This window comes from Parafilimonas sp. (assembly GCF_047606085.1).
GTDB lineage: Bacteria > Bacteroidota > Bacteroidia > Chitinophagales > Chitinophagaceae > Parafilimonas.
This window is the reverse complement of sequence record NZ_JASGEX010000189.1, coordinates 1-18,586: the sequence shown is the minus strand read 5'-3', so window position 1 is coordinate 18,586 and position 18,586 is coordinate 1. Positions and strand designations below refer to the sequence as shown.

General features: G+C 37.3%; 17 protein-coding genes and 1 pseudogene. 2 read left to right on the top strand and 16 right to left on the bottom strand.

Going from position 1 to position 18,586, the window contains the following annotated elements:
* Positions 1-163 precede the first annotated feature (163 nt).
* Positions 164-478, top strand: a pseudogene (locus QM629_RS16575) (transposase); the annotation flags it as partial.
* Between the two features lie 155 nt (positions 479-633).
* The gene (gmd, locus tag QM629_RS16570) at positions 634-1,749 is read left to right on the top strand and encodes a GDP-mannose 4,6-dehydratase (RefSeq protein ID WP_415161007.1); all 1,116 of its coding nucleotides are present in this window, start codon (positions 634-636) and stop codon (positions 1,747-1,749) included.
* Between the two features lie 267 nt (positions 1,750-2,016).
* Here gmd and QM629_RS16565 read toward each other — a convergent pair whose 3' ends face one another.
* The 16 genes from QM629_RS16565 to QM629_RS16490 form a co-directional block, all read right to left on the bottom strand.
* Positions 2,017-3,177, bottom strand: a complete 1,161-nt coding sequence (locus tag QM629_RS16565) for an endo-1,4-beta-xylanase (RefSeq protein WP_415161006.1) — start codon at positions 3,175-3,177, stop codon at positions 2,017-2,019.
* A gap of 40 nt (positions 3,178-3,217) precedes the next feature.
* Positions 3,218-4,543: an O-antigen ligase family protein gene (locus QM629_RS16560; RefSeq protein ID WP_415161005.1), complete on the bottom strand. Its 1,326-nt coding sequence runs from the start codon at positions 4,541-4,543 to the stop codon at positions 3,218-3,220.
* A gap of 2 nt (positions 4,544-4,545) precedes the next feature.
* Entirely contained in the window at positions 4,546-5,979 is a 1,434-nt protein-coding gene (locus tag QM629_RS16555; protein WP_415161004.1) for a hypothetical protein, read from the bottom strand.
* Between the two features lie 76 nt (positions 5,980-6,055).
* Entirely contained in the window at positions 6,056-7,132 is a 1,077-nt protein-coding gene (locus QM629_RS16550) for a 6-hydroxymethylpterin diphosphokinase MptE-like protein (protein WP_415161003.1), read from the bottom strand.
* Between the two features lie 2 nt (positions 7,133-7,134).
* Positions 7,135-7,965, bottom strand: a complete 831-nt coding sequence (locus QM629_RS16545; RefSeq protein WP_415161002.1) for a 6-hydroxymethylpterin diphosphokinase MptE-like protein — start codon at positions 7,963-7,965, stop codon at positions 7,135-7,137.
* Complete coding sequence (locus QM629_RS16540) at positions 7,965-8,726, bottom strand: HpcH/HpaI aldolase family protein (protein ID WP_415161001.1); 762 nt, start codon at positions 8,724-8,726, stop codon at positions 7,965-7,967. Before QM629_RS16540 ends, QM629_RS16545 begins: the two co-directional genes overlap by 1 nt.
* Before the next feature lie 2 nt (positions 8,727-8,728).
* Complete coding sequence (locus QM629_RS16535; RefSeq protein WP_415161000.1) at positions 8,729-9,187, bottom strand: YhcH/YjgK/YiaL family protein; 459 nt, start codon at positions 9,185-9,187, stop codon at positions 8,729-8,731.
* 26 nt (positions 9,188-9,213) lie between these two features.
* Entirely contained in the window at positions 9,214-9,888 is a 675-nt protein-coding gene (locus tag QM629_RS16530; protein ID WP_415160999.1) for a cytidylyltransferase domain-containing protein, read from the bottom strand.
* Positions 9,888-10,340 carry a YhcH/YjgK/YiaL family protein gene (locus tag QM629_RS16525; RefSeq protein WP_415160998.1) on the bottom strand — a complete coding sequence of 151 codons (453 nt, stop codon included), beginning with the start codon at positions 10,338-10,340 and terminating at the stop codon, positions 9,888-9,890. Before QM629_RS16525 ends, QM629_RS16530 begins: the two co-directional genes overlap by 1 nt.
* A 5-nt stretch (positions 10,341-10,345) precedes the next feature.
* Complete coding sequence (locus QM629_RS16520; protein ID WP_415160997.1) at positions 10,346-11,410, bottom strand: AroB-related putative sugar phosphate phospholyase (cyclizing); 1,065 nt, start codon at positions 11,408-11,410, stop codon at positions 10,346-10,348.
* A complete protein-coding gene (locus QM629_RS16515) occupies positions 11,403-12,167 on the bottom strand; it encodes an SDR family NAD(P)-dependent oxidoreductase (RefSeq protein ID WP_415160996.1) in 765 nt (254 codons plus the stop codon). The genes QM629_RS16520 and QM629_RS16515 overlap by 8 nt, the downstream gene beginning before the upstream one ends.
* 6 nt (positions 12,168-12,173) lie before the next feature.
* Entirely contained in the window at positions 12,174-12,779 is a 606-nt protein-coding gene (locus tag QM629_RS16510; RefSeq protein WP_415160995.1) for an SIS domain-containing protein, read from the bottom strand.
* A 169-nt stretch (positions 12,780-12,948) separates the two neighbouring features.
* A complete protein-coding gene (locus QM629_RS16505; RefSeq protein ID WP_415160994.1) occupies positions 12,949-13,941 on the bottom strand; it encodes a Gfo/Idh/MocA family protein in 993 nt (330 codons plus the stop codon).
* Positions 13,942-13,981: 40 nt separating this feature from the next.
* Positions 13,982-14,905 (bottom strand): phosphoglycerate dehydrogenase, encoded by a 924-nt coding sequence (locus QM629_RS16500; RefSeq protein ID WP_415160993.1) that lies wholly within the window; start codon positions 14,903-14,905, stop codon positions 13,982-13,984.
* A 33-nt stretch (positions 14,906-14,938) separates the two neighbouring features.
* Complete coding sequence (locus QM629_RS16495; RefSeq protein ID WP_415160992.1) at positions 14,939-17,284, bottom strand: GumC family protein; 2,346 nt, start codon at positions 17,282-17,284, stop codon at positions 14,939-14,941.
* 9 nt (positions 17,285-17,293) lie between these two features.
* Positions 17,294-17,965, bottom strand: coding sequence for a polysaccharide biosynthesis/export family protein (locus tag QM629_RS16490; RefSeq protein ID WP_415160991.1), 672 nt, complete (start codon positions 17,963-17,965; stop codon positions 17,294-17,296).
* Positions 17,966-18,586 lie beyond the last annotated feature (621 nt).

The following is an 18,586-nucleotide window of genomic DNA, read 5'->3' as shown; positions in this document are numbered from 1 at the left end:
CAGAGCGGGTTCTGGCCCCTCTCCTTTGGAGAGGGGTTGGGGTGAGGTCAAACATTGAAATACAAGGTTTTAAATTATTTAGTCGGACAACAGTAGTTTAAAATCAAATAAAGAAAAGCGCATGTGGAAAAGTGGATAAAAAAACTGCGATGTCAACAAAAAAGTTAAGGGTATTAAACAGCATGGGGTAGTAGATAAGAACGGCTTTTTACTGGCAATAATGGTAACAGCGACGCATATCCACGACAGCAAAGCTGTTGGTATGCTGATGCATGTATTACGGGACAGCTATCATAACATCAGGGTGATTTTGGCTGATGGCGGTTATTGCGGTAATATCATTAAAGAAGTAAAAGAAAAGTTTGATTATTGGCTACAGGTTGTACTTCGTGAAGAAAGTAACTCCTCTAATTTCAAACCAGTGCATAAGAGATGGATAGCAGAGCGAACATTTTCCTGCTTCGATAAAGACCGCTGATTATGCCGAAATTATGAACTGCTTATGGAAACAGCAGAAGAAATGGTCAAATTATCCGCTATAAAACTTTTATCAAATAATTTTTAAACAGGCTCTTATACTTATAATTTAAACCTGAGGGGTTATTTGGCTCTTATTTCCTTAACTCTTTTAGTATGTCAAAGAAAGCTTTGCTTACAGGCATTACCGGCCAGGACGGTGCTTATCTTGCTGAATTATTATTATTCAAAGGTTACGAGGTGCACGGCATAAAGCGAAGAAGCTCATTATTTAATACAGACCGGATTGATCATCTTTATCAGGATCCACATGATAAAAATGTAAGGCTTAAACTTCATTATGGAGATCTTACCGATTCAACAAACCTCATTCGTGTAATACAGGAAATACAGCCTGATGAAATTTATAACCTTGGCGCCATGAGCCATGTAAAAGTTAGTTTTGACACGCCTGAATACACAGCCAATGCGGATGGAATTGGAACATTAAGAATACTGGAAGCGGTAAGATTATTAGGCCTTACAAAAAAAACCAGGATTTATCAGGCTTCTACTTCTGAGCTTTATGGGCTGGTCAGGGAAATACCTCAGAAAGAAACCACGCCATTTTATCCCCGCTCACCTTATGGCGTGGCTAAGTTATATGCTTACTGGATCACCGTCAATTACCGGGAATCTTATAGCATGTATGCATGCAATGGCATCCTGTTCAACCATGAAAGTCCTCTACGGGGAGAAACTTTTGTGAGCAGAAAAATTACAAGGGGAGTTGCAAAGATTGCTTTAGGGATGCAGGAAAAATTATACATGGGAAACCTTGATGCAAAACGCGACTGGGGGCATGCGAAGGACTATGTGGAAGCCATGTGGCGCATGCTTCAGCAGGATGAACCGGAAGATTATGTGATAGCTACCGGGGTTACAACTGAAGTGCGGGAATTTATCAGGATGGCATTTGCAGAACTTGGCATTATAATAGAATTTAGGGGAAAAGGCGATCAGGAAAAAGGATTTATAACAAGTTGCTCAAACTCCGATTACATACTTGAAGCAGGCAGGGAAATTGTTTGCGTTGATCCAAATTATTACAGACCGGCGGAAGTGGAATTATTAATAGGCGACGCTGCAAAAGCAAAAAAACAGTTAGGGTGGGAGCCTAAGTATAACCTTGCTGCGCTGGTTAAAGAGATGGTACAGGCCGATGTAGAATTGTTTGGCCGGGAGAAACTGCTTAAAGATGCGGGATACAGGGTTAAAAACCAGTTTGAATAATGTAAGGAAGAAAGGGGTCGTTGTTTCAGGATATACTTTGTTTGCCTTCGGTAATTTCAGGTTTACCGCGGGATGTTTGTTTACAAATTTATGCGTTTATAAGCGATGTACAATATCTGCCGGTCAAGCATTCTTCATATCCTTTCCTTGTATGACAGGATTAAATCTTCTTTGGGCAAGTTGCCGGTAAACGGAAACATTGGCACTTTACCGTGTGCACGATTGCCTGTTTGCGCATGCGGGCCCATACAGTACGCCTTTGGTGGATTAAAAATTAACGATTGATTCAAATGCTTCCTTTGGTTGCTTGCTTTGATCAAAGATATAAGGATAATTACTCTTTTTAAGTTTTGTGGTTAGATAACTTTCCTGCCCATCATCTGCACCAAATAGAGTAACTCCGGTAATTTTACCTTTATTTTTTCTAAAAATTTCAAAAAGTTGCTTATATATTTCTGCCTGTGTTTTTCTTATGTTTGAATTGAAATTTTCACTTAGAATGTCTGCAGGTTTTGCATTTCTTTTATAAATAGAGACGTCTAATTCTGTTATTTGAATTTTTAATCCCAAAGCACTGAAGCGATCAATAGCCTGTTGCAATAATTGGGCATTTATTCCATCAATTCCATAGTGGCACTCCAAGCCTATCCCATCAATAGGCACGCCGGCTTCTTTCCATTTTTTTATCAGCCTATACATGTTGTCGCTTTTTGTCTGATCATACATAAAATCGTTATAAAAAAGTTGTGCATTTGGATCTGCTGCCCTCGCATACTCGAATGCTTTTGTTATATAGTCTTCTCCGGCAATTTTATATAAAGAATCTGCCGGGTTAAATAACATCCCATTTTTATTAGAAATAGCTTCATTAACAACATTCCATGTATAAATTTTTCCTTTGTAATGTGTTAAGACAGTGTCTATATGATCTTTTAATCTTTTTAAAAGCAACTGTTTACTTACAGTTTTGTCCCCACCTTTATAAAACCAGTCAGGCATGTGATTTTCCCTATACCATACAAGAAAACTGCCCATCACTTTCATATTATTCGATTCCGCAAAATTTAGCAGGGTATTACCAGCCGTCCAGTTAAATACATTTTCTTTAGGGTGTAATGCATAGGGTTGTAAGGCTCTTTTAGCGCATATATAAGAAAACTGTTTTTTTATTAAATCTGCTCTCATCTTGTCTTTTAAATCTATTTCCGGGTTTATAGCTACCCCTACAAGAAAATAATTTTTATAGGCCTCCCTGAGTGTATTATCGGTTAAAGTATTCTTTTTGCTTTTTTTTAAAGGATGGTTAACATTAGACGAGAAATCGCTTTTTAAATCTTGAGGGGCTACCAAAAAATTGTAAGCACTATTTTTTGGTATCGCTATAAAGTAGCTTACTATAAATACAGCAATTAAAACAATTATTTTCATCGAATTTTTAAATCGCATATTTAGCAACTCACAACATTATTTAATCAATAATTCTTTTTGCAGACCTTTTTACTTTAATATTAAAGCCATATACTATATAGTAATGCATAACATTAATTACGGTTAAATAAATGATCAATAAGAATAAATAATCCATCGAATATGTACCACATAGAGACTCTGTTATGCCTGATATAATATTATAAATAAAAAAAGCCAATAAAGGCAAGGCAACTGTTCTGTCATATTGCCATATCTTTCTTATTTTATGCATAGTTTGCCATAAAACGGTTATATAAAGTAGAAGACCAACATATCCATAATCAAATAAAATAGAAAATAGCGTACTATGGGGCGTTAAGGATATTTCTGCAGTATCGCGATCCGAATTTATTGACCAAAATTTTGAGACCCCAGATGCATAATGCCCAAACATTCCCCAGCCAAAAACGTGCTGAAATTTAACCTGATAAAATTCGATAAATGAAAGAGTCCATTTCAAAGTCCTGTCGTTACCGGTAGCCAAATCTGAGCTTTTGCGGGATATAGTTTGAAAAAGACTTAAATTAGATAACCAAGGCAATAAAAAATAAAAAACCAGAGGCCCAAACATCACAAGCCAACACAACCACTGCCATTGCCTACCCAATTTACTGGAATGTCTAAAAAGCAATAAAAACAAGTTTATTAAGATAGGATAAAAAAGGGCACCTCTTGAATCTGTAAACAAAAGGGTCATTACAAAAATACCAGTGCAGAATCCCGATATATATCTATCTTTTGGGTAATACAATAAAAAAGAGAAGGATATAGCTAATGACCCTCCTACATATATGGCATAATTATTTATTCCCGTAGCTAAAGGAAAAACAACTCTCTTAATTGAAATGCCAAACTTCGAAAGCAACACGGCATCTGCAATATAACCTTCATTTGCTTCAGAACCAGAAATCGGAAGTTTTACATTACCAAAAAACAAAACTAAATTAAGAAGGCTAAACAATGCAAATGGCACTAAAATATAGTTCAGCACCAATTTCTTCCAGTCCCTGTGTTTATGTAAATGATAGAAAGCAATACCATTAATTAATAAAATTAAAAGAAGTATTAATAAAGATTGGGAAACTATATTTTCGAAAGGCGTATCCGGCTTGTTTGTTCTTATAATTCCAATAATAATAATAATAGCAAACAAGAAAAAAATTTTATTTGCTGAAATAACCTGATTGAAAGTAATATACTTAGGCGCTAAAATGTATTTAATTACCTGAGGCACCATTATTAAAATGGGTAATGCTACAAGAAAGTTTGAAATATGTTGCAAACCCATAATGAGTAAAAAAATTGCAAATACCGATAATTTCATATTTACTTAAACAAGCTAAAGGCTATATAAAATATAAAAATTAGTAATGCTAATAAAGTAGTTTTCTTCTCAAAATACCAAAATTTTGCATTTAAAGACCTATAAGAATACCTTGCCGCAAACCATGAATAAAATCCAAGGTATCCTATAATCATACCTGCCGGAATTGCATATACGCCTATATATTCTTTCAATAATAAGGCAGAAATTATATAGAGCAACCCTGAAACCCCATCGGCAATATGTGAAATTACATGATTTGTTGACAAATAAATTTGAATGTGCATTGCCCCATATCTTTGAACAAAAAAAGCAAAACCTAAAAGCATCCACATTGACTGGCTAACAAAAGGCACATTGCTATGAATGATATGCAATAATTCAGTTGAAAACATACCAATGAATACAAAGCCCAGCATAAAAGTTAAGTGGCTAAGGCTTACACCTCTAATCGCTATATTTAATAGTTTAGGCTGGTTGTTTTGAACCCGAAGTTGTGCTAATAAAGGTATTTTGCTATACAGAGGCGCCATTGAGACTATTTTTAACTGGTCAATTAACCTAAAAGCCATTAAATATGATGCTACAGAAGAAGAAGAACTGCTTTGCGCATAAACAATACTGGTTAAATTTGTTAATCCTATAGACATAAAGCTTGCAATCCCACTCTTCCATGCGGGTTTCCATATAGTTAAGAACATCTGCTTATCAAAAGGCAGCTTTTTAGATACGCTGTAATATATTCCATCATTAACCCTGTGACACAAGTACCAGTCTCTGAAAACAACTATTAAAAACCAAAACTGGGTAACCGCTACTAAATTTATTAAGGATGGCTTGTACAATAAAACCAAAATGCCCGAAACAATGCTGCCCAGCGAGGTTAATGCTTCCACGCGCCTTACCGTTGCTATTTTAAACAGCCCTTCAAGGAAATTCATATAGGTTTTACCATAAAATCTGATACAAGAACCAACAGCTACAATAACCCAACACCACCAGGCTTCATTAATATTGTTGGTAAGCCCTATCGGCTTCATCATTGACCATGTTCCAAATGTTCCCAGTAAAACAGCTAATATTAAAGTAAGCCACACGTAAGTATACTTCATGGTTGACACTACCCCGTGAAGCAGTGAAAGGTTGGGGGATAATTCGGTTGAGCTATCATTTTCGTTTGAAAAAACAAATGTCTTTAGTTCTTTGGCTCCTCCAAAAGCATAAGAAATATTACGGGAAAATGTAGTTCTAAACCCAAAATCGGCTATGCTAAGCAGGGTTAAAATGGTAGAAAATAAATACCATAACACTATATTTTCTGCGCTGAATTTTTTTAAAACAAGGGGTAATACTACAACAATATTTAATGCTTGCACTGAATAACTTGCCCAAGTGGTTATAGTTGTGGAGTTCCAAACTTTTTTAAACAATTTCATGAACAAGTCAAATTATATATTGAAGCCATTTTAGACAAATGGAATTGGTACAGCAAAATTTAAAGCAATGCTTTATTTATAACTGTTTTTTAATAAAAAAATACTCCTGCTTATAAGGCCCGATTGGTAAATAGTTATCTATCAATTTAGGGATTAATTGTAACGCAGTGTTTAAATCAGTTTTTACCATCTTTAATGCACTAAGTTCTTGCTCGTTCTTTATAGCTATAGCGTTTGCAATAATAAAATCAAACTTTAGCTCTTTTTGTTTTAACAGCATAATTTCCGATAAGAAATCAACTATATATTGCTCATCGTACAAAAACAGGCTGCTAAAATCTTTGCGTGGAAAAACCTCAAGTTTGCCACCTACACCCGCATTATAAACATTCACTCCTAATGAATTAAAAAAATGTTTCCCGGTTTCAAACTTCTCTATCATTTCATGCACTGTGGGGTTATGGTATTTTCTTCCTTTGCCAAAATATCGCGGGTCAAAATGATTTGGATCATGTTCGCTTGCCTCCCAATTACGGGAATTTAATTTTTTTACTTTTTGATCTTCAAAAGTCATGTCAACACCTATAAGATATATTTCAGTAAAACCAAGGTATGCTGCAATTTGCATACCCGCATTTATAACCGTTTTATTAATGCCGCAATTAGGCAAATCAGTTCTGTATTCAGATTTATCAGTATTTAACCAATATACATTTTCGCGGTTTTCTATATAGCTTTTAAAATTAACATTAGATGGGTGCAGGTCAGGAAAAAAAGCATATTGTACGCAAGGAAGTATTTCATTATTTATCTCGTTATACATATCTTTTATTACAAGATCATCTGTTACTACATAGAAGTCAGGCTTCCAGTTTAACCGTTCAAACATTAAATTAAACCGGTTAAAAGCCATTGTATATTCGTTTTTTAGTAAGTACAATGGTGTTATATTCAGGCTTGGGCCGTTACCAATTATAAAAACTCTTTTTCCTTTATACTTGTCTTTAAGATATTTCCATTTTTCAATATTAGCCTTATCTTTTTTTTGTACGAGGCGCTTTATTTTTACAATTGAATATTTTATTGTTCTGTCAACAAAAACTTTAATCCCATCATTTTTTATAGTGCTGATTCCTTTTGATATAAGCGACATTATCAAATGTTGTTTTTAAAAAGTGTATAGTAATCAACTTTGTCAAAAACCTGTAATTTACCATGTATGGTAGCATCCTTTATTATTCTTCCTGCTTTTTCAAAAGCCTCTCTTGCCATTGCGTAAGCAAGTTCTTCACCTTTATAATCAGGTATTCGCCAACCCATTCCTTTTTTGTAATATCCTTTTGTAAAGTGGTTGCTTTCATCGCCTGTAGATTGCACCAACTTGCCCGGCACGCCTTTCTGTTCATAGTTATGATCTTTACCAACAAGATAAACTTCATTAAATCCCATATAATAAGCAAGCTGAATACAGATATTGGTAACGCTATGCCCCCCCCATGATGTTTTAGTTAAATCTTCTGAAAATTTCGGCGTATAATCAGAGCGTATAAAAGTGATATTTTCTTTAAGTGTGAAATGTTTACGGGCATTCCAGTTAAAAAACTTCGGGAGTTTAAGATCATCAAAATCCTTCGTAAATTGCATTAATTGCACCGGTATATCATGTACAACAATGTAAGTTGGTATAAAACCATTTTGCGCAGAAGATAAATATATCCTGTTCATGCCAATGGTTATTTCATCTTTTAAAAGGCTTAAATCGGTTTGTTTAAGGCTGGGGCCATTGGCAACAATAAAACAGCGCCTTCCTTTGTGTATATTATGAAAAGATCTTATTTTATCTTTATTGGTTTTTGCTTTCCTGCCATTCAATCTCCATTCGATCAAATGAGGTAAATCTTTTACCCTTACTTTAAAAGCATTAATAATACGCTCTGCAGAAAGTTCATTAAAAGAGATATTCTTTAAATATTTAAAACGGCTCATTAAATTTTATTTTTCATTTCACTAGCAGCCTTTTTTCCCATAAATAAAAAGTCCGTACTGAAAGCTATAAAACTGTACCCTGCACTCTGTTTGTCTTTCACCAGGTTAAAATCGGGTTCTACTACATGATAACCCATAGAAATATTACCTGCAAGACAGGCATCTTCAAACTTTTTTAAAGCTTCTATCACTATTGGTTCATTATACTTCCCAGGTATGCCCAGCGACGCCGAGAGATCATACGGCCCTATAAATACGCCATCAATGCCTTCCGTTCGTATAATTTCCTCTATGTTATTTACTCCATCAATGTGCTCTATCTGCGCAATAACAACAAGGCTTTCATCCACCCATTTTTTATATTCGTCAAACCCAAAACCATAACGCTGGGCGCGGTTCAGGCCCACGCCTCTTTTTCCAACGGGGGGATATTTAGCATATTCAACAGCCTGCTTTGCTTCCTGCCCTGAACATATCATTGGAACGATTATGCCATCAGCCCCTGAATCGAGGGCCCGCTTAATAACTACTTCTTCGTTTTTGTACACCCGCACTAAAGCCGCCATATTATAGGATTGAATGAAACCTATTAATACCTGCAGTTCATTAAAATCTACGGCAGTATGTTCAAGATCAATGCAAAGCCAGTCAAAACCGGCGTTGGATAATACATCAATTACAACCTGGTGGCCAATAGTTATCCATGAACCAATGGTATTTTCTTTATGCTTAAGCCGCTGCTTAAGTGTTGTATTCTTCATAACTATATAGAAACTTTTATTACAATCTTTTTAATCAATTCCGGTTTATCACTTGTGCTAAATACTGGTGCATGCGCATCGCCGGGATAGAATATGGAAAAAACATTATTGCCGATTACAACTTCTCCCTGTTCCGGCACCCAGGTGAAAAAAGTAAAATCTTTTTCTGCATTATATGTTGTATGTGGCGCCAGTGCATCGTCAAGATTATGCCAATAAATACGTTCAGAACCTTTAATGCAATATTGAATATCTATAAGATGCCTGTGCGCTTCGTATCCAAAACCATTTTCACCCACTTTTGTTTCATATTCCATAACGATGGCTTTTGCAGTTGGCGTTAAAGGATATTCGCCCAGGGGTATTTCAACATCAGCCTGCTGAATAAACTTCAACCCTTCATAAAAATCTGTACTGATTGATTTATAAAATTCAAGATTAGACAAAACGTCAACGATCATTTTATGTGATTTAATGAATGATTACTTTAAATTTTTCCAAGCTTTTTCAGCATTAAGAATTCTGCCCAGTAAAAATCTTCCAAATCATCTATGTCCGCGGCTTCAAGCCTGTCTATGGCGAACATCATCGGGTTGCTGCCCAGCCTGTTTTTTATTTTATTATTGGTTTCTCTCGAAAAAATATAAAAACAGGAATTTTCGTGATAAATAGGCTCAAGGTCCTGCGTTCTTATCAAATGTGCAGGATCGTGGTTTACGCCTCTGCCGTCTGGCCAGTAAAAGCGTGTTTTAATCTCGGTTACCGAAAACAAGGCATCATGTTCTTTTTGTGCAAAAAAAGCTTCTATGGCTTTATCTATCGTTTTTGTTGTAAGCAGGGGGTTGGTGCTGTGTGTCTGCAGGTAATATTCGCCATCAGAATTGGCAAGATCGTATTCTATCAAAGGCTGTATGCTTACCATGTCTCCCAACAGGAAATCCGGCCTTTCAAGAATTTTCACCTTTTCAAAATTATCTTTTGCGCTTTTGGCTATTTCCCGCGAATCGGTATTTACAACGATTTCATCAATATACCTGCTGTTGCTTAATGCTTCCATCACCCAATGAAAGCAGGGCTTGCCTGCAAGCGGGCGTATGTTTTTATTGGGCACACGTTCAGAATGCCCTTTCATAGGTACCAGTGCTTTTACTGTTTGCGACATTAAATAGAAACTTTTATGGTTATTTTTTTTATCAGTTCAGGCCCGGTAATATAATGCTGCGGGCTGTGGCCGTCTTCAGGAAACATGATGGCAAATATGCCGTTGCCTATGTCCACATGTGTGCCCTGCGGCGAGGGGTCTTTATAAAAAGTGCGGTCTTTCTTTTCATCGTAAGGTATACGTATGTTCATGCCCTCTATATCAGACCACTTCACCCTTTCCATGCCCCGTACAGGATATTGAATGTCTATTACATGCTTATGCGCTTCATAACCCCGTTCAAAAAGCTCAACTGTTTTATACTCGCTCACAACAGCCTTTACATTTTCATTTATCGGGTATTCGCCCAAAGCTATGGATGCGTCTGCATTTTTAAGAAATTCAAGCCCTGCATAAATATCAGGCGATAAAGCTTTATACGTGCCGATATTGGACAGAGTGCCAACAACCATTAAAATTAGTTTAATTGTGTATCGAAATATTCCTTAAGCCAGCTTTTAAAAGTATCATCAGGCGGGGTAAGGTCTTTAAAAATTTTACCCAGGCCTTTGCTTAATATTAGGCCTAACCGGGTATCTACATTTTTTTTGTCTTTGCTTAAAGCGGTGATATAGGTGTCAAGAGAAATATCCGTTATATGAGCACCTTCCCATATTTGCTGCACTAACTCACGCACATCATCTCTTACTGTTTCCGGAATATAACCTTTCTTCACGGAAATAAAATTGGCCATATCCATGCCATAGCTTACTGCAATGCCATGCGGTATGCGGTAATTGGTAAGCGACTCTATGGCGTGGCCAAAAGTGTGGCCATAATTAAACACCTGTCTTTCCTTTTTATCAAACTCATCAATTTCAATATAGCTTTTCTTAATGGCAAGGCTGCGCGCAATAATGCCTTTAAGCACCTCTTTATCCTTTAAGGCAAAAGGATAATCGTTTTTAAACCGCCTGAAATCTTCTTCGCCCGATACAATAAAATAGTGCAGCATTTCACCGAGGCCTGATTTTAATTCAGGCAATGAAAGCGTGTTTAAAAATGCAGTATTGATAAAAATTTTATTGGGAGGATAAAACCCGCCAACCTGGTTTTTATACTGGTTGAAATTAATGGATGTTTTGCTGCCGATGCAGCTATCGCCCTGAGCCAGCAAAGACGTGGGAAAGAAATACCAGTCAACACCGCGATACAGTATAGAAGCCATAAACGCTGTAAGGTCTTGCGTGATGCCGCCTCCAATGGCTATAAGGCGGTGGTTTTTCCTAAACCCGTTATCAATCAGTTCCTGTATTACAGGCATGGCGCCCTGGTAGCTTTTCTGCTTTTCGTTTGCATCAATGCTTATGTGATAATAATTATTGAGCGTTTCTTCCAGGTCGGTTTTATACAAATCCTGCACCTTCCTGTCTATAATGATAACATCGCCTTTCTTTAAAACTTCCTGTAATGTTTTTTTAGTGCCGTCAATAAACAGCACTTCATAATCGTGTATAGATGATTTTACCGTGAAATTATACATTGCAATATCCTCCGTCTATAATTAAGTTCTGGCCGGTTAAATAGGAATTAAGCTCGCTGCAGAGAAACAAAACAAGATTGGCAATTTCGTAAGGCTGCGCGAACCTTTTAATAGGAATTACTTCAGCCAGTTTTTGTATTTCTTCCGGTGTATTGGTATTGGCTGTAAGCTCGGTTAATGTAAAGCCCGGGCCCACCGAATTTACCAGTACGCCTTCAGCAGCAAGTTCCACAGACAGGGTTTTTGTAAGGCCGGCTATGCCCCATTTTGTTGTAGTGTAAATACTGCGGCCGGGCCTTGTTATGGCGCTCCAGATAGAAGTTATATTCACAATACGGCCATAGCCATTCTTCTTCATCAGTTTGCTGGCTTCCTTTGCCACGGCATAAGGCGCTTTAAGATTTACGTCTGTTAACAGGTTATAATCTTCTATTGTTGTTTCCGTATTAAGATTAATCTTATTAATGCCTGCATTGTTAACCAGTATATCAATCCTTTCAAACTGAGACAGGCTATTGCTGAACTGAAGAATAGTTGCTTCCGAAGAAAAATCGGCCTGCAGGTAATGCAGGCTTTCAATTTTATTTTCAGCGTTCAATCTGTCAATCTCTTCTTTTCGCGTTCCGGTAACATACACAGTGGCGCCTGCATCAAGAAACTTATCGGCAATAGCTTTGCCAATGCCTCTTGTGCCGCCTGTAACCAATGCTGTTTTTCCTGTAAGATCAATAACCACTTTCGATTGCGTATCGGGCATGTTTTTTTAGTTTACAGGTATTGCAAGAAAATCTTCATCCGTTGACAAATAGTTTACGATAACATGGTTCAATATCATGTGCACATCTTCTATCGGGCCATAATCGCCTTTTGGGTTTGGCGTGTATAGTGGAATGGTGGAAATTTCTTTCAGCTTACCTCCTAAAAACCCTGTGAAGGCAATGGTAGCGCCGCCTAATGAATTGGCAAATTCAGCCGCCTTAACCAGGTTAGGCGAATTGCCGCTGGCAGATATGGCGATCAAAACATCGCCTTCTGTGAAACGCCCCCTAAGCTGCTCTACAAAAATATCATCAAACGATGTATCATTACCCACAGCCGTAATGATAGGCGCATTATCTGTTAAGGCAATAATGCGCGGGCGGAATTTTGTAAAATACCTTACAAAAAAACTAAAATCAGCCTGCATGTGCGAAGCGGTGGCAGCGCTGCCGCCATTACCAATTACATATACTGTTTTGCCGTTTTTAAAAGCAGTTATCATTGCGTCTATAACTTTTGTAAGCACTGCAGCGTCTATCTGTTCAAGGATGCTGGTAAGGCGGTCTTTATAACCGGCCAGGTAATTTGTTACTTTTTCAGAGTTTCCCATATTATATTTTTTAAAATTAAAAAAATAATTAACTATTAATATTCTTGCTACTGTTAAGTTAAGTGTAAGCTGTGAATAGTGAGTAATTACAGGAACACACTCACTGCTTACTTTAAATACGACAATTCATCATTAACATAACAACTCTTGATAAAATAATGTTCAAAAATTAAAAATCTTTTTGCTGATATACAGCATCTATAATTCGCATCAGTTTAAGCGCATCATCGGAGTTTCCGATTGTGATTGGTGTATCCTTTTCAATTGCACTAAAGAAATGATCCATTTCATAGCGCCAGCTGTTATTGCTCACATATTTGGTTAATACTTCATCCTTCCATGTTGCCGCAGGGGCTGTTGATCTGTTTCGTGCCACAGACAATACTTCTTCTCCATAAGCCATGGTAGAAGTAATGATGCCATTCAATACCATATATCCTTTTTCCAAAAATATTTCGAGGGAGAAGAGATGTCTCCATTGCGTCATAGTTGAATGCAGGGAAGCCACCTTGCCTGTTTTGGAATCTTTCAATATTACAAAAGCATTGTCTTCCACATCCATGTGCCAATACAGGTTAGACACCTCAGCTTTCACCACATCATAATCGCCTGATAAATACAGGAACAGGTCGAGCATGTGTATGCCCTGGTCAAGTAATATACCGCCGCCGGCCAGTTCTTTTTTGGCACGCCACTGATTAAAATAATCTTCGGTAACGCTTTTACCATAGCGGCCTCTTAACCATAAAACTTTACCGTAGCTGCCGCTGTCAATCATTTCTTTCATGCGGATAACACTATCGTGGTGGCGGTGGTTAAAACCGTACATCAGCTTTTTGCCACTTTTTGCTTCAGCTTCTTTTATTTCTTCTACCTCTTTAGCGGTAAAGGCAGGGGGTTTTTCGCAAAAAACATGTTTGCCTGCATTTAAAGACCTTATAGTAAGATCTTTATTTAAAAAGTTGGGTGTGCAAACTATTACTGCATCAATTTCCGGGTGATTGATAATTTTTTCATGCGATACATTGGGAATGCCTTCGAGTTCTTCTTTCAGGTTAGGCTCGGAAACAGCAGTTATGGCAGCGCATTTTAATTCATTAATGGCCTGATGACGTGTTTGGCCCATTTTACCATAACCAATTATGCCTGCTTTAAATTTCATAGTTATAATATTGGATTTGATTTAAAAGATGATTAAATAATTATAGATTTTTTATAAGATTTTCCACGGCGTCAATTTCCATTTGCAGTTTACCTTCTTCGGCATACGATCCAAGATGTGGCGTTAAAATAATATTATTCAGATCACATAAAGGTCCGCTGTAAGGTTCCTCCGAGAAAACATCCACTGCAGCGCCAGCCAGCTTTTTTGTTTTTAATGCATCGTATAAAGCCGCTTCGTCAACCACACCGCCTCTTGATATATTTATAATGAAAGCATTGCTTTTCATTATGGCTATTTCATTAATGCCGATAACAGGCGTCTTATCCTCATTACCCGGCACATGTACTGTTATAATATCGGCTTTTTCAAGCACGGCATTAAAATCCGCCAATTGCACACCGGTTTTACTGCTCCATTCTTCATTCTTTATCAAATCAAAACCAATGACAGGATTACCTAACCCACGAAACATTTCTGCTACCAGGCGGCCAATGCGTCCCAGGCCAATTACACCAATTATCTTATTGTAAAAAAGGTTACCGGTTTGCTTTTTCCATTGTTTGCTTTTAAGCGCGGCGTCAGCCTGCGGAATTTTACGGAGCAAAGAAAGTGTCATGGCAAGTGTTAATTCTGCCACACTGCGCGTTGGCCCGTCAGGCGTATTTACAACAATAATTCCTTTTTGCCTGGCATATTCAAGGTCAACATTATCCATGCCAACGCCAACGCGGCTGATACATTTTAGATTGGGCAATGCATCCATTACCCTTGCAGTTAAGGGTTCTACACCGGCTACAATACCTACACAATCTTTTGCCAGGTCTATCACTTCGTCTTCCGTTAATTTTCTTCCGTAAGGGTTGTTTATAACTTCAAAGCCATTGGCTGTTAATATGTCAATTGGCTGCGGCCCAACCTGGCCAAAGGATGAAGGAGATGTGAGGATTTTTTTTTTGTTCATTTTATAATAATAATTTAGGGATATTGTTGGATATTATTTTTTGTTTTTACCGTAGCCGTAACCATAACCGTAACCATAGCCGTAACCATAGCCGTAACCATATCTGTACGAAGCGCCCTGCTTTACATCATTCACTACCAGATACAACGTATTAATTTTGTTATTGTCAACCAAATCATTCACTATATCAAGGCTTCTTTTAAAAGAATATCCCTGCCGTACAACATACAGGTTAACATCGCTATGCCGGCTTAATATCTGCGCATCAGTAACAGCCCCAATGGGAGGAGAATCTATTATGATTATATCAAATTCTGCTTCCAACGCTGAAAACATTTCTTTCATCTTAGGCATCATTAATAATTCAGCAGGATTGGGCGGGATGGGGCCTGAGCTTAAAACAAAAATATTATTATGGTCCTTATATTCTTCAATATAGCTATGTATATTCCTGTTGTCAGAAATGATATAATTTGTAAAGCCATTGCTGTTGGGCATATCGAGCATATTTGAAAGCTTGGGCTTACGCAAATCCATTTCCATTAGTAAAACTTTCTTGCCGGAGTAAGCGTACACCTGCGCCAGGTTTACAGACACAAAGGTCTTTCCTTCACCAGTCATGGTTGATGTAAGCAATATTTTGGGGCACTTTTTACCAGACACAAGAAAGTCCATATTGGTTCGAAAAATACGAAACTGTTCTGCCAATACTGAACGGGAATGTTCTTCTTTCAATACCTCATTCACTTTATCGCTGTGGCCTATTTCTGCCAGTATGGAGCAATCTGTATTATTAACAATATCTTCTTTTGATTCTACGGTTTTATTTAAAGCAGATTTTATGACAATAAAGGCAAACGGCAGGGCAAGGCCTGCGAATAGGCCAACGGCAAGCACCATAAATTTAGAAGGGAAATAGGGCTTAAACTCTGATTTAGGCATAGCTATAATACTGGCACTGGGTATATTTGAAGCTTTAGTAATAGCTGTGGTTTCCTCCTGCTGTAATAAAAACAGGTAAAGCGCCTGTTTCACGTCCCTTTCCCTTGAGAGATCAACATACTGACGTTCCTGTACCGGCACGTTGCTCACAATGTTATTAATCTGGCTGTTCTGGTTTTGCAGGTTGCTTTTGGTTATTAAAAGTGCTTTTTGCTGATTCTCAAGATTCTTTACCATGTCGCCACGCACAGCAGCTAACTGGTTATTTATACCTGTAACTAAAGGATTATCCTCTGTAGTGGAAAGTAAAAGTTTATCCCGCTGGCTGATGAGCGTATTATATTTTTCAACCAGTGAAATAAAATTAGGGTCTGTGTTAATGAGCGCCGGAATAGGCCGCCTGATATCTTCTCTTACGCCATCCAGCATCATCTTTACAATATTCAGTTGTACATCTACTTCATTCAGTTTATTATAATACTCACTGGCATTGCTCACCAGGGCCTTGGATTGCTCTTCAATATCTGCCAGCTTATTTTTTTGTTTAAAACCCTGGATGTTTGCCTCGATATTATTCAAGTCTGCGGATACAATAGTTACCCTGTCTTTTATAAACGCCAATGTGCTGTCGGATATCTTATTTTTTTCATTAAGATTGCGCTGAATATATACATCAATCAGCTTTTGCAGTATTTCCTCACCTTTTTGCGGTACGGTTGTATTTAAAGCTATGCTGATAATATTTGACTGATCATCGGGTATGCTTACAGTAAGATCCGGCGACAAGTTTGTTACAGTTGCATCTACTGAGCTCAAGGAAACAGCATAAGATTCTCCCTGGAAAGGCAGGCCGGTTTTTGAAAATACAAGCACACCTGCGGAAGTAATAATTGTGTCGCCTAATTTAGCCTTTGAATTACCAATATCTATATCGCCGCTTGCTAAAACAAATCCATTATGATCAGCATTGAACTTTATATTAACCTTTGAAGGCAGTATGGAATCATTCAAAGGAATAAAATCAACTTTAAAAGGGCTTTGCCCATACATTTCAGACGACTTAACAGAACCTTCATTATAATATATTACATTAAGGTTAAGGTCTTTTACTACTTGTTCAACAAGGTCCCTCGTTTCCAGTATGCCAAGTTCATCACTTACATTGCTTTTTATGCCGAACAAGTTGCCAAGCTGCTGCATTTGGGAACCTCCAATAAAGGAAAAGGCTGAAGTGCTACCGCTTTGATCGTCTTTGATCAATACCTGTGCATGAACCTTGTAAGAAGGAGTTGTGTACCAGATGTAAACTACGCTTAAAAGCAGGCAGATAAACAGGCAAAAGGCAAATAGTTTCCAATGATCAAGGATTCGTGCAATAAGCTTTTGCACATCAAAATCATCTTCGTCTTCAGATTTTACTTTTTTAAAGTCATTCATGCAATTTAATTATTTAACTCTTGTTGCGACTACTAACATTATTGAAAGCAGGGAAGCGAGAATGGTGATATTCCTATTGCGCACGGCATCGGTGCTTGCTGCTTTTGATTTATTGGGCTCCACATATACCACATCGTTGGGCTGCAGATAGAAGTAAGGCGAGCTCATTATTTCTTTTGAATTGAGGTTCAGATGAACCATGTTTTTTTTGTTATCCAGGGTATCACGTATTACCAGCACATTCTCCCTTCTTCCATAAATAGTGAGATCCCCGGCCTGGCTTAAAGCATCAAATAAAGTTACTTTTTCAGTAGGCATTATATAGGTTGCCGGGCGGGCTACTTCACCAAATACAGTAATTTTAAAATTGCTGAACTTTACATTTACAATAGGGTCTTTTACGTATTTCTGCATGGCTGTGCGGACAACTTCCCTTGCCTCAACCGTTGTATTTCCTTCCAGTTTTAATTTTCCAACGAATGGCAATTCAACATCTCCGTTTTTATCAACAAGATAACCAGATACTGTTTGCGGTTGCAAACTTGCAGATGATCCAATCGCCTGTGTTATTACATTAGGGCTGTTTAATAAAGCTGTAATATCCGGGTCAATGGTTTCTATTGTAATATTCAATAGATCATCCGGCTTGATTACAGGGCTTTTAAAAGCTTGTGTTTGCACGGAAGTGCGATAAACAGTATCTGGAAAATCTGTGAAATAAGGTATATTTTTATAGGACTTGCATGATGAAAAGCCAATACAAAAAAATATAAAATATATAAACAGCCTTAAAATATTACAGCGGAATATGGTTTTCGTTAGCTGGTTGTTTCGGGAACCTTTGTTAATCACAATTAATGTATTTAAATAAATTCAAATTAAAAACAGATTGGCTAATAAATCAAAATGAAATTAGTATATAATGAAATTTTTCAATATTATTATAGCCCTTGCATCAGCAAGTTCTTTGCCAATGCATCCTTTACATCAAAAATAAAAGCATTATTTTTTTATGCCACATAAAACCCATTTCTAAAAACTCCTGGTGAGCAACTGCAATTATAATCGCTGCATAATTTTGATTATACTCCTCTCTGGATAAAAATGTGCAAACATTGATTTGCCAAAGTACAAATCTATTCTTATTGCCAGCCTTACATTAAGTAAAGCAAGCAATAAAACATAACCACTGGCACGTCATTCCCCCAACGCGTCGGGGGAATGACGTGCAGGAATGTGAGATCATCTTACAATCCTATAAAGCAGGTGCAAACAGCCAATGCACAAATTCATCCTGTGTTT

Bases quoted from the DNA above. Each gene is read 5' to 3' on its own strand.
- gmd (WP_415161007.1), top strand. From the start codon at position 634: ATGTCAAAGAAAGCTTTGCTTACAGGCATTACCGGCCAGGACGGTGCT.
- QM629_RS16565 (WP_415161006.1), bottom strand. From the start codon at position 3,177: ATGAAAATAATTGTTTTAATTGCTGTATTTATAGTAAGCTACTTTATA.
- QM629_RS16560 (WP_415161005.1), bottom strand. From the start codon at position 4,543: ATGAAATTATCGGTATTTGCAATTTTTTTACTCATTATGGGTTTGCAA.
- QM629_RS16555 (WP_415161004.1), bottom strand. From the start codon at position 5,979: ATGAAATTGTTTAAAAAAGTTTGGAACTCCACAACTATAACCACTTGG.
- QM629_RS16550 (WP_415161003.1), bottom strand. From the start codon at position 7,132: ATGTCGCTTATATCAAAAGGAATCAGCACTATAAAAAATGATGGGATT.
- QM629_RS16545 (WP_415161002.1), bottom strand. From the start codon at position 7,965: ATGAGCCGTTTTAAATATTTAAAGAATATCTCTTTTAATGAACTTTCT.
- QM629_RS16540 (WP_415161001.1), bottom strand. From the start codon at position 8,726: ATGAAGAATACAACACTTAAGCAGCGGCTTAAGCATAAAGAAAATACC.
- QM629_RS16535 (WP_415161000.1), bottom strand. From the start codon at position 9,187: ATGATCGTTGACGTTTTGTCTAATCTTGAATTTTATAAATCAATCAGT.
- QM629_RS16530 (WP_415160999.1), bottom strand. From the start codon at position 9,888: ATGTCGCAAACAGTAAAAGCACTGGTACCTATGAAAGGGCATTCTGAA.
- QM629_RS16525 (WP_415160998.1), bottom strand. From the start codon at position 10,340: ATGGTTGTTGGCACTCTGTCCAATATCGGCACGTATAAAGCTTTATCG.
- QM629_RS16520 (WP_415160997.1), bottom strand. From the start codon at position 11,410: ATGTATAATTTCACGGTAAAATCATCTATACACGATTATGAAGTGCTG.
- QM629_RS16515 (WP_415160996.1), bottom strand. From the start codon at position 12,167: ATGCCCGATACGCAATCGAAAGTGGTTATTGATCTTACAGGAAAAACA.
- QM629_RS16510 (WP_415160995.1), bottom strand. From the start codon at position 12,779: ATGGGAAACTCTGAAAAAGTAACAAATTACCTGGCCGGTTATAAAGAC.
- QM629_RS16505 (WP_415160994.1), bottom strand. From the start codon at position 13,941: ATGAAATTTAAAGCAGGCATAATTGGTTATGGTAAAATGGGCCAAACA.
- QM629_RS16500 (WP_415160993.1), bottom strand. From the start codon at position 14,905: ATGAACAAAAAAAAAATCCTCACATCTCCTTCATCCTTTGGCCAGGTT.
- QM629_RS16495 (WP_415160992.1), bottom strand. From the start codon at position 17,284: ATGAATGACTTTAAAAAAGTAAAATCTGAAGACGAAGATGATTTTGAT.